Here is a 9,774-nt window from a genome sequence, read left to right on the forward strand (position 1 = left end):
CAGGTATGGGTCAGAAAGTACATCCAACGGGTATCCGTCTTGGTATTACTAAGGATTGGACCGCTAAGTGGTATGCGAACAGTCGGGATTTCTCCGGCTATTTGTTGGCAGACTTAAGGGTACGTGAATTCCTGAAAAAGCGCTTATCCAAGGCATCAGTTAGTCGCATTCAGATTGAGCGTCCTGCGCGTAATGCGAAAATCACCATTCACACGGCCAGGCCTGGTGTGGTGATTGGCAAGAAAGGCGAAGATATTGAACGCCTCAGAGTCGAACTCTCTAAAATGATGGGCATTCCAGTTAATGTCAATATCGAAGAGATTCGCAAGCCAGAGCTGGACGCACAGCTAGTTGCTGAGAATGTAGCGCAACAGCTAGAGCGACGTATTATGTTTCGTCGTGCCATGAAGCGCACCGTTACTAATACAATGCGCCTTGGTGCGAAAGGTATCAGAATTGCGGCTGCTGGGCGTTTGAATGGTGCAGAGATAGCGCGTACAGAATGGTATCGTGAGGGGCGTGTTCCCCTGCATACTTTTCGTGCTGATATAGACTATGGCTTTGCTGAGGCTTTGACAACCTACGGTATTATCGGGGTAAAAGTCTGGATATTTAAGGGTGAGGTTATCGGTTTTCACGACCAGGTAGCCACTGCATCCAAGAAATCCGCAGCAAATAATTAAAGGAGAAGCGGTATGCTCCAGCCAAAACGAACCAAATTCCGTAAAATGCAAAAAGGCCGTAACCGCGGTCTTGCTCAAAGCGGAAACAAGGTGAGCTTCGGTGAGTTTGGCCTGAAGTCGACGACGCGTGGTCGGTTAACCGCACGCCAAATCGAAGCTGCCAGGCGTGCTATGACTCGCCACATCAAGCGTGGTGGAAAGATCTGGATTCGAGTGTTTCCAGATAAGCCAATATCCAAAAAACCTCTTGAAGTCAGGATGGGTAAGGGTAAAGGCAACGTAGAATATTGGGTTGCTGAGGTTCAGCCAGGTAGAATGTTGTATGAAATGGAAGGTGTTAGTGAAGAGCTTGCTCGAGAGGCATTCGCGCTAGCTGCTGCAAAACTACCTGTGAATACAACATTTGTAACTCGGACGGTGATGTGATGAATGCAAGTGAGCTTAGAGAAAAATCTGTTGATGAGCTAAATGTCGAGCTTCAGAATCTTTTGCGCGAGCAGTTCAATTTGCGGATGCAAAAAGGAACTGGAGAGCTTGCAAAGCCAAGTTTGGTTGCTGAAGTCCGTAAGAACATTGCACGCGTTAAGACGGTTCTGAATCAAAAGACGCAGGAGTCCTAAAATGACTGAGCAGGCAAAATCTACACGCACCCAGACTGGGTGTGTTATCAGTAGCAAGATGGATAAGAGTGTCACGGTCATGATTGAGCGTAAGGTTCGTCATCCAGTTTATGGTAAGTACGTTAAGCGCTCCACAAAGCTTCACGTGCATGACGAGCAAAATGTTTGTAATGATGGCGATACCGTTACCATTAGTGAGTGCCGTCCTTTGTCTAAGACCAAGTCTTGGACGCTGGTTGAGGTTGTCTCAAAAGCAAAATAATATGCCGTCCACTGCGGTGGGTGTTGCGTAAATGACTAAAAGCCCGAGTTGGCTTTCTTTTCGACTTGGGTTTTTTTTGTATTAGTGCTATTATGCGCGCCCTGAGTGTGGGGAGAAGTGGTGTGATAGAAAAACTGGAGAAAAGCCAATGATTCAGATGCAATCGCTCCTTGATGTGGCCGATAATAGCGGCGCAAGAAAGTTGATGTGTATCAAGGTCCTAGGTGGGTCGCACCGTCGTTATGCAGGTGTTGGTGATGTCATCAAGGTGAGCATTAAAGAGGCTATTCCCCGTGGTAAAGTTAAGAAGGGTGATGTCTATAGTGCTGTCGTAGTGCGTACGCGTAAAGGCGTGCGGCGCTCCGATGGCTCACTGATTCGCTTTGATGGGAATGCAGCCGTTCTGTTGAATAGCAAGCTAGAGCCAATCGGTACGCGTATTTTTGGCCCTGTTACCAGGGAGTTACGTGGTGATCGTTTCATGAAGATTGTTTCGCTTGCACCAGAAGTGCTCTGATTTAAAGAGATAATAATTATGCGTAAGATCAGAAAAGGTGATGAGGTAGTTGTTCTCACAGGTAAGGACAAAGGTAAGCGTGGTGCGGTCAGTATTGTGCATGCCAATGGTCGCTTAGTTGTTGAGGGCGTGAGTGTTGTTAAGAAGCATGTGAAGCCAAACCCAATGCGTGGTGTTGCTGGCGGGATCGTTGAACAAGAGGCGTCTATTGATGGCTCTAATGTGGCGATTTTTAATGCGGTAACTGGTAAGGCGGACCGAGTCGGCTTCCGCGTGCTAGAAGATGGTAAGAAGGTACGCTTCTTTAAATCTAACAACGAATTAATTGATGCTTGATTAGGTAGTGAATTATGGCTAGGTTGCAGGAATTTTATCGCGACACTGTTGTTCAGAAGCTTATGGACCAGTTTGGCTACAAGAGTGTGATGGAAGTGCCGCGTATTACTAAGGTTACCCTTAACATGGGTCTTGGTGAGGCGTTGGTGAATAAAAAAGTGCTTGAGAGTGCGCTGGGTGATATGACTAAGATTGCGGGTCAGAAGCCTATAGTCCGTAATGCTCGGAAGTCAGTGGCTGGTTTTAAAGTGCGTGAAGGCTGGCCGATTGGCTGCAAAGTAACGCTGCGCAGTTATCGTATGTACGAGTTCATGGATCGTTTGATCAATGTCTCATTGCCGCGAGTTCGTGATTTTCGTGGTATGAATGTGAAGTCATTCGATGGCCGCGGAAACTATAGCATGGGCATAAATGAGCAGATCATTTTCCCTGAAATTGACTATGACAAAATCGATGCTTTACGCGGAATGGATATCACGGTTACAACGACGGCTAAAACTGACGAAGAAGGACGCGCACTACTCGCGGCGTTCAGCTTCCCATTTAAAAGCTAGGGGTTTATCGAATGGCTAAGGTTTCAATGATTAATCGCGAAAGCAAGCGTACCAAGCTTGTTGCGAAGTATGCCACAAAGCGTGCTGAACTGAAAAAGCGCTCCGTAGATTTGGAATTATCTCCTGAGGAGCGCCGCGATGCTATGCAGGCTTTGCATGCACTCCCACGTGACGCAAGCCCGGTTCGCCAGCGTAGTCGCTGTCAAATTACAGGCCGTCCGCATGGTGTGTATCGTAAATTTGGTCTCGCTCGTAACAAGCTGCGTGAGGCGGCAATGCGTGGCGACATACCTGGTTTAGTTAAGTCTAGCTGGTAGGCTGGATACTGATTAACGTTAGGAGAAATTATCATGAGTATGCAAGATCCAATCGCGGATATGCTGACTCGCATCCGCAATGCGCTGGGTGCAAATAAAGCAACTGTTTCAATGCCGTATTCAGGCAAAAAAATGGCAATAGCTGTCGTTCTGAAAGATGAGGGTTATATTTCAAATGCCTCTCTTGAGGGTGAGGGAGCTAAAGCCGAGTTGGTTATTGAGCTTAAATACCACTCAGGCAAGCCGGTCATTGACCAGATCAAGCGCGTAAGCCGCCCAGGTTTGCGTATTTACAGAGGTAAAGACGAACTCCCTAAGGTCATGGCTGGTCTTGGTGTAAGCATCATCTCAACATCTGCAGGTGTTATGTCCGATCGGGCGGCACGCAAAGCAGGTTGTGGTGGTGAAGTTCTTTGCTTTGTAGCGTAAGGGGTAAGTATGTCACGTATAGCAAATAATCCTGTAGTGATCCCTGCGGCTGTAGAAGTCTCGCTCAAGGGAAGTCAGGTTTCCATAAAAGGACCGAAGGGCTCCCTAGAGCGTACCGTTCATGATTTTGTTGAGGTCTCGCAAAAAGATAATGAGTTGAGGTTTTCTGTCCGTAACAGCGCCCAGAAAGGTGCGGTTGCAATGGCTGGGACAATGCGTTCACTGCTCTCAAATATGGTAGTTGGTGTTACAACTGGTTTTGAGAAAAAATTAAAACTGGTTGGTGTCGGTTACCGGGCTCAATTACAAGGAAAAGTTCTCAATCTCACATTAGGATTTTCTCATCCGGTGAGTTATGAGTCACCCGAAGGTATAACCATTGAAACACCTTCTCAGACCGAGATCGTGATAAAAGGTGCTGACAAGCAGGCCGTAGGGCAAGCTGCTGCCGACATTCGTGCTTACCGTCCACCTGAGCCTTATAAGGGTAAGGGTGTACGCTATGCTGATGAGCGTATCGTAATGAAAGAAGCCAAGAAGAAATAACCTAGGGGCTCAGAGATGGATAAGAAACAATCACGCTTACGCCGCGCTCGTCGCGGTCGGGCTAAAATTAAAGAACTGGCAGTGCCGCGTCTGTGTGTATTCCGCACGCCACGCCATATATATGCACAGGTTATCGCTCCAAATAGTGCAGAGGTTGTATGTTCAGCTTCTACCGCAGAGAGTAGTGTTGCTGAGCAGATTAAATACACTGGCAATGCTGATTCGGCTGTTGCAGTTGGCAAGATTGTCGCTGAGCGTGCTAAAAGCGCAGGTATCACCAAGGTTGCTTTCGATCGTTCAGGCTTCAAATACCATGGCCGTGTTAAGGCTTTGGCTGATGCTGCTCGCGAGAATGGCTTGGAATTCTAAGGGGTTAATTGTGGCTAGATTTGATCAAAATAATTCCAACTCTGATGATTTGTTGGAAAAACTGGTAGCTGTAAATCGCGTTGCCAAAGTAGTTAAAGGCGGTCGTATTTTCGGCTTTACAGCACTGACGGTTGTTGGTGATGGTAACGGCAAAGTAGGATTCGGTCGTGGTAAGGCGCGTGAAGTGCCTGCTGCTATTCAGAAGGCGATGCAGGAAGCGCGTAAAAACTTGAAAAGTGTCAGCCTCACGAATGGCACCCTTCAGCATCCCATTACCTCAACTCATGGGGCAGCAAAAGTCTTTATGCAGCCCGCATCTGAGGGTACTGGGATTATTGCTGGTGGCCCTATGCGTGCGGTATTTGAGGCGGTTGGTGTGCATAATGTGCTTGCTAAGTGCATTGGATCCACCAATCCCATTAATGTTGTCCGTGCAACGGTCAAGGGCCTAGCAGAGATGACTTCTCCTGAAGAAGTGGCTGCTAAGCGTGGTAAAACAGTTAGTGAGATTATGGACTAAACGATGGCTAATAGTACGATTAAAGTAACTTTGGTGCGTAGTGCCAGTGGTCGTCTGGCTGCGCACAAAGCGTGTGTTTCTGGTCTGGGTATACGTCGCATTCGCCAAACTGTTGAAGTGCAAGACACTCCTGAGAATCGAGGCATGATTAACAAAGTGTCTTACATGCTTAAGGTTGAGGACAACTAAGATGCGATTAAATACTTTAAAGCCTGCCGAGGGTGCAAAAAAAGCGGCCAAACGTGTAGGTCGTGGTATCGGCTCTGGACATGGTAAGACATGTGGCCGTGGTCACAAGGGACAAAAATCCCGCTCAGGTGGTATGCCCAAGATCGGCTTCGAAGGTGGCCAAATGCCACTTTACCGCCGCCTCCCAAAGGTTGGCTTTCGTTCACGCAAGGCAGCCTTTACAGCTGAAGTTCGTCTCAATGAAATAGACGCTGTTAGTGCTGATGTTATTGATTTATTGTCATTAAAGGCAGCGAATGTGATTCGTGACAATATTAAGTCAGTAAAGATTATTCTTTCGGGTGAAGTGACTAAGGCGGTCACAATTAGTGGCTTAGGTGTGACCAAAGGTGCCCGGGCTGCAATTGAAGCAGCTGGTGGGAAAATCGAGGCGTAATGGCTGCTCCAGGAATGAATGCAGGTTCATCGACAGGCGGTGGGAATCTTAGCGAGCTAAAGCGCAGGCTGCTTTTTTTGCTCGGTGCGATTATCGTTTTCCGTATCGGTGCACATATCCCTGTCCCAGGGATTAACCCTGATGCGCTTGCTGCACTGTTTGATCAGCAGCGAGGCACGATCGTCGACATGTTTAACATGTTCTCCGGTGGTGCTCTTGAGCGCCTGACACTCTTTGCTTTGGGTGTAATGCCCTATATTTCAGCATCCATCATCATGCAGTTGATGACATCGGTTGTGCCGAAGTTTGAGCAGCTGAAAAAAGAGGGTGAAGCCGGAAGGCGAAAAATAACCCAATATACACGCTATGGTACATTGGTCTTGGCTACATTCCAGGCGACGGGCATATCGATTGCACTGCAGTCTCAGAAAATTGGTTCGCTCTCGGTTGTGGTCGATCCAGGTACTGGCTTTATGGTGACTACCATATTGACGCTGGTCGCTGGAACCATGTTCCTTATGTGGCTGGGTGAGCAGGTAACTGAGCGTGGCATAGGTAATGGTATATCCATTATCATTTTCGCCTCGATCGTCTCTGGCTTGCCTTCAGCGATTGGTGGGACACTCGAATTGGCAAGGGTTGGTGAGATATCATCGCTGATGGTTATTGCCCTTGTGGTGATGGCGCTTGCAGTTACTGCATTTGTTGTTTTTGTTGAGCGAGGTCAGCGTAGAATTACTGTAAACTACGCCCGTCGACAACAAGGACGTAAAATGATGGCTGGTCAGGCAACTCACTTGCCACTCAAACTCAATATGGCTGGTGTAATACCACCAATATTTGCTTCAAGTATTATCTTGTTTCCGGCAACAATTGCGGGATGGTTTGCGCAAGGTGAGGGTATGGGTTGGCTGCAGGATATTGCTACCTTGCTCTCACCTGGTCAGCCGCTATACGTGACTTTTTATGCAGTTGCGATTATATTTTTCTGCTTTTTTTACACGGCTCTGGTATTTAATCCGCGTGAGACTGCGGATAACTTAAAGCGATCTGGTGCATTCATCCCGGGCGTAAGGCCCGGTGAGAATACGGCTAGATATATTGATAAAATCATGTCCCGTCTGACATTTGTCGGTGCAGGGTACATCACTTTGGTCTGTCTACTGCCTGAGTTTCTTATATTGTATTGGAATGTGCCCTTCTACTTCGGAGGCACGTCATTGCTGATCATAGTTATAGTGATTATGGATTTCATGGCTCAAGTGCAAGCGCATCTGATGTCTATGCAATATGAAGGCATGATGAAAAAGGCCAACCTTAAAGGTTATGGTCGTGCGGGCAAGCCACGTTAAGTAATTACAAAGTCTATTGGAGTGTATTGATATGAAAGTACGTGCTTCTGTTAAAAAGTTGTGCCGTAACTGTAAAATTATACGTCGCAAGGGTGTGGTACGTGTTATCTGTAAAGAACCACGTCACAAGCAGCGCCAAGGTTAATAGCGCTTGCAAGTTATTTAAGTATTGAGTATTATTGCGCGCTTTCCGGGTCGCAGTGTTAATTAGGAGAACTTTAGAATGGCGCGTATTGCTGGCGTAAACATTCCAGATAATAAGCATACTGTTATTGCATTGACTGCAATTTACGGTGTAGGTCGTACCCGTGCACATCAAATTTGTGCAAATGCAGGTGTTGCAACTGATGCGAAGATTCGTGATTTAGCCGAGTCTGAGCTTCAGCTATTGCGTACAGAGACGGCAAAGTTAACTCTTGAAGGTGACCTCCGTCGCGAAGTTTCCATGAACATCAAGCGGCTGATGGATATGGGATGTTATCGTGGTATTCGTCATCGTCGCGGACTTCCGCTTCGTGGTCAGCGTACGCGCACCAATGCGCGGACACGGAAAGGGCCTCGTCGTCCAATTAAAAGATAATTTTGGGATTGTATAAGAATGGCTAAGACTCCAGTGCGCGCAAAAAAGCGTGTAAAACGTAATGTTGTTGATGGTATTGCCCATGTGCATGCCACTTTTAACAATACAATAATCACCATAAGTGATCGTCAAGGTAATGCGCTTTGTTGGGCTACATCTGGCGGCAGTGGCTTTCGAGGTTCACGAAAAAGCACCCCTTTTGCAGCGCAAATAGCTGCTGAACGTGCTGGTCAGGTAGCGCTCGATATGGGTGTGAAGAACCTTGATGTAAATGTCAAGGGGCCAGGCCCAGGTCGCGAATCAGCTGTGCGTTCATTGAACTCACTTGGTTTTAAGATTGGTACAATCTCAGATGTGACGCCTATTCCGCATAACGGATGTCGTCCACCTAAGAAGCGTCGAGTTTAATAGGAGAGAGATTTTGGCTAGGTATATTGGTCCCAAGTGTCGTCAGTGTCGCCGTGAAGGTGAGAAGCTCTTTTTAAAGGGTGAGAAATGCTATACAGCAAAATGCCCTATTGAGACTCGTGCTTATGCACCAGGGCAGCACGGACAAAAGAATGCGCGCCTTTCAAATTACGGCGTGCAATTACGAGCTAAGCAAAAGTTACGCCGTATCTACGGTATTCTCGAAGGTCAGTTCCGCCTTTACTACAAAGAAGCGGATAGAATCAAAGGCGCGACTGGTGAAAACCTATTACGCTTGCTGGAGTGTCGTCTAGATAACGTGGTATATCGTATGGGCTTCGCGGCATCACGCACTGAAGCACGCCAGTTGGTTAGGCACAACGGTGTAAGCGTTAATGGTCGCCGTGTAAACATTCCATCCTATTCAGTGCTAGCAAATGATGTTGTTGCCGTGCGAGAAGGGGCGAAGGCTCAGCTGCGCGTTAAAGGGGCTCTTGAGTCTGCACAGCAGCGTGGTTTTGCCGAATGGGTTGAAGTTGATTCGAAGAAGATGGAAGGTGTGTTTAAGTCTGCGCCTGAACGGTCTGAGTTGCCTTCAGATATCAACGAAAATCTTGTGGTTGAGCTCTACTCTAAATAACCGGTTCGTATCACTTTAGTGGCAACAATGTTGCGAGGAAAATTATGCAGGTAATAACAGATTTGTTGAAGCCGCGTCTGGTAAATGTTCAGCAGGTTAGCCATAATTTGGCGCGAGTGACATTGGAGCCGCTTGAGCGTGGGTTTGGCCATACTCTAGGGAATGCGCTGCGGCGTATTTTGCTCTCGTCAATGCCTGGTGCGGCTGTGGTAGAGGCTGAAATTGATGGTGTTCTCCACGAGTACAGCGCCCTTGAGGGTGTGCAAGAGGATGTCATTGAGATTCTTCTTAATCTTAAGGGTCTTGCCATAGTCATGCATGAAGGCGACTCTGCTGAGATCGTCCTCTCCAAGAAAGGTGAAGGTCCGGTTACTGCCGCTGACCTTGTGCTTCCTCATAATATAGAGTTGATCAACCCTGAACACCTTATCGCGACGCTGTCTAAAAAAGGTGCCCTCGAAATGCGCTTGAAGGTTGAGTCAGGTCGTGGATATCAGCCATCAACACAGCGCCAGTCAAATGATGAGGGCGACAAGGCAATTGGCCACCTCCTTCTGGATGCCTCTTTCAGTCCGGTTAGTCGCGTTTCATACAGTGTCGAGGCAGCCCGTGTTGAGCAGCGCACAAACCTTGACAAGCTGATACTTGAGCTTGAAACAAACGGCACAATTGACCCTGAGGATGCAATCCGTAAGGCGGCTACTATTTTGCAAGACCAGTTAACCTCATTTGTCGATCTGAAGGCGATTGAAGCTGCAAAGCCAGAAGAAAAAGAGCCAGAGATTGATCCGGTTCTTTTACGCCCAGTTGATGACCTTGAGTTGACGGTAAGGTCTGCGAATTGCCTGAAGGCAGAGCAGATTTACTATATTGGTGATCTTGTGCAGCGCACAGAAGTGGAGCTGCTCAAGACGCCTAACTTAGGTAAAAAGTCCCTTACAGAGATAAAGACCGTCTTGGCTCAGAGAGGTCTGTCACTTGGTCTTACGCTCGAGAGCTGGCCGCCTGCAGGTGTT

General features: G+C 47.6%; 20 protein-coding genes (1 of these 20 only partly in view). All 20 read left to right on the plus strand.

Annotated elements, in window-relative coordinates; all coding sequences use genetic code 11:
* The first annotated feature begins 5 nt into the window (after nucleotides 1–5).
* Nucleotides 6–683: a 30S ribosomal protein S3 gene (gene rpsC / locus L3J94_06700; GenBank protein MCF6218436.1), complete on the plus strand. Its 678-nt coding sequence runs from the start codon at nucleotides 6–8 to the stop codon at nucleotides 681–683.
* A 12-nt stretch (nucleotides 684–695) separates the two neighbouring features.
* Complete coding sequence (rplP, locus tag L3J94_06705; GenBank protein MCF6218437.1) at nucleotides 696–1,109, plus strand: 50S ribosomal protein L16; 414 nt, start codon at nucleotides 696–698, stop codon at nucleotides 1,107–1,109.
* Nucleotides 1,109–1,303, plus strand: a complete 195-nt coding sequence (gene rpmC / locus L3J94_06710; protein ID MCF6218438.1) for a 50S ribosomal protein L29 — start codon at nucleotides 1,109–1,111, stop codon at nucleotides 1,301–1,303. Before rplP ends, rpmC begins: the two co-directional genes overlap by 1 nt.
* Before the next feature lies 1 nt (nucleotide 1,304).
* Nucleotides 1,305–1,565, plus strand: a complete 261-nt coding sequence (gene rpsQ, locus L3J94_06715; protein MCF6218439.1) for a 30S ribosomal protein S17 — start codon at nucleotides 1,305–1,307, stop codon at nucleotides 1,563–1,565.
* Between the two features lie 148 nt (nucleotides 1,566–1,713).
* Entirely contained in the window at nucleotides 1,714–2,082 is a 369-nt protein-coding gene (gene rplN, locus L3J94_06720) for a 50S ribosomal protein L14 (GenBank protein ID MCF6218440.1), read from the plus strand.
* A gap of 15 nt (nucleotides 2,083–2,097) precedes the next feature.
* The gene (gene rplX, locus L3J94_06725) at nucleotides 2,098–2,418 is read left to right on the plus strand and encodes a 50S ribosomal protein L24 (protein ID MCF6218441.1); all 321 of its coding nucleotides are present in this window, start codon (nucleotides 2,098–2,100) and stop codon (nucleotides 2,416–2,418) included.
* A 14-nt stretch (nucleotides 2,419–2,432) separates the two neighbouring features.
* Nucleotides 2,433–2,972, plus strand: a complete 540-nt coding sequence (gene rplE / locus L3J94_06730; protein ID MCF6218442.1) for a 50S ribosomal protein L5 — start codon at nucleotides 2,433–2,435, stop codon at nucleotides 2,970–2,972.
* Between the two features lie 11 nt (nucleotides 2,973–2,983).
* The gene (gene rpsN / locus L3J94_06735) at nucleotides 2,984–3,289 is read left to right on the plus strand and encodes a 30S ribosomal protein S14 (GenBank protein ID MCF6218443.1); all 306 of its coding nucleotides are present in this window, start codon (nucleotides 2,984–2,986) and stop codon (nucleotides 3,287–3,289) included.
* A gap of 33 nt (nucleotides 3,290–3,322) precedes the next feature.
* Nucleotides 3,323–3,718, plus strand: a complete 396-nt coding sequence (rpsH, locus tag L3J94_06740; protein ID MCF6218444.1) for a 30S ribosomal protein S8 — start codon at nucleotides 3,323–3,325, stop codon at nucleotides 3,716–3,718.
* 9 nt (nucleotides 3,719–3,727) lie between these two features.
* Entirely contained in the window at nucleotides 3,728–4,264 is a 537-nt protein-coding gene (gene rplF, locus L3J94_06745) for a 50S ribosomal protein L6 (protein ID MCF6218445.1), read from the plus strand.
* Nucleotides 4,265–4,279: 15 nt separating this feature from the next.
* Complete coding sequence (rplR, locus tag L3J94_06750) at nucleotides 4,280–4,633, plus strand: 50S ribosomal protein L18 (protein MCF6218446.1); 354 nt, start codon at nucleotides 4,280–4,282, stop codon at nucleotides 4,631–4,633.
* Between the two features lie 10 nt (nucleotides 4,634–4,643).
* Complete coding sequence (gene rpsE, locus L3J94_06755) at nucleotides 4,644–5,153, plus strand: 30S ribosomal protein S5 (GenBank protein MCF6218447.1); 510 nt, start codon at nucleotides 4,644–4,646, stop codon at nucleotides 5,151–5,153.
* 3 nt (nucleotides 5,154–5,156) lie between these two features.
* Nucleotides 5,157–5,342: a 50S ribosomal protein L30 gene (gene rpmD / locus L3J94_06760; protein ID MCF6218448.1), complete on the plus strand. Its 186-nt coding sequence runs from the start codon at nucleotides 5,157–5,159 to the stop codon at nucleotides 5,340–5,342.
* Between the two features lies 1 nt (nucleotide 5,343).
* A complete protein-coding gene (rplO, locus tag L3J94_06765) occupies nucleotides 5,344–5,778 on the plus strand; it encodes a 50S ribosomal protein L15 (GenBank protein ID MCF6218449.1) in 435 nt (144 codons plus the stop codon).
* Complete coding sequence (gene secY, locus L3J94_06770; GenBank protein ID MCF6218450.1) at nucleotides 5,778–7,130, plus strand: preprotein translocase subunit SecY; 1,353 nt, start codon at nucleotides 5,778–5,780, stop codon at nucleotides 7,128–7,130. The genes rplO and secY overlap by 1 nt, the downstream gene beginning before the upstream one ends.
* Nucleotides 7,131–7,161: 31 nt before the next feature.
* Nucleotides 7,162–7,275 carry a 50S ribosomal protein L36 gene (gene rpmJ, locus L3J94_06775; protein MCF6218451.1) on the plus strand — a complete coding sequence of 38 codons (114 nt, stop codon included), beginning with the start codon at nucleotides 7,162–7,164 and terminating at the stop codon, nucleotides 7,273–7,275.
* 78 nt (nucleotides 7,276–7,353) lie between these two features.
* The gene (gene rpsM / locus L3J94_06780; protein ID MCF6218452.1) at nucleotides 7,354–7,710 is read left to right on the plus strand and encodes a 30S ribosomal protein S13; all 357 of its coding nucleotides are present in this window, start codon (nucleotides 7,354–7,356) and stop codon (nucleotides 7,708–7,710) included.
* Nucleotides 7,711–7,728: 18 nt separating this feature from the next.
* Nucleotides 7,729–8,118, plus strand: a complete 390-nt coding sequence (gene rpsK, locus L3J94_06785) for a 30S ribosomal protein S11 (GenBank protein ID MCF6218453.1) — start codon at nucleotides 7,729–7,731, stop codon at nucleotides 8,116–8,118.
* 13 nt (nucleotides 8,119–8,131) lie between these two features.
* Nucleotides 8,132–8,758, plus strand: coding sequence for a 30S ribosomal protein S4 (gene rpsD, locus L3J94_06790; GenBank protein MCF6218454.1), 627 nt, complete (start codon nucleotides 8,132–8,134; stop codon nucleotides 8,756–8,758).
* 44 nt (nucleotides 8,759–8,802) lie between these two features.
* On the plus strand, nucleotides 8,803–9,774 hold the 5' portion of the coding sequence (gene rpoA / locus L3J94_06795; protein MCF6218455.1) for a DNA-directed RNA polymerase subunit alpha. The gene runs 21 nt beyond the window's last position; only the first 972 of its 993 coding nucleotides appear in the window; it begins with the start codon at nucleotides 8,803–8,805; the stop codon falls past the right edge of the window.

The sequence above is a fragment of the Gammaproteobacteria bacterium genome, from assembly GCA_021647245.1.
Taxonomy (GTDB): Bacteria; Pseudomonadota; Gammaproteobacteria; order RBG-16-57-12; family RBG-16-57-12; genus JAFLJP01.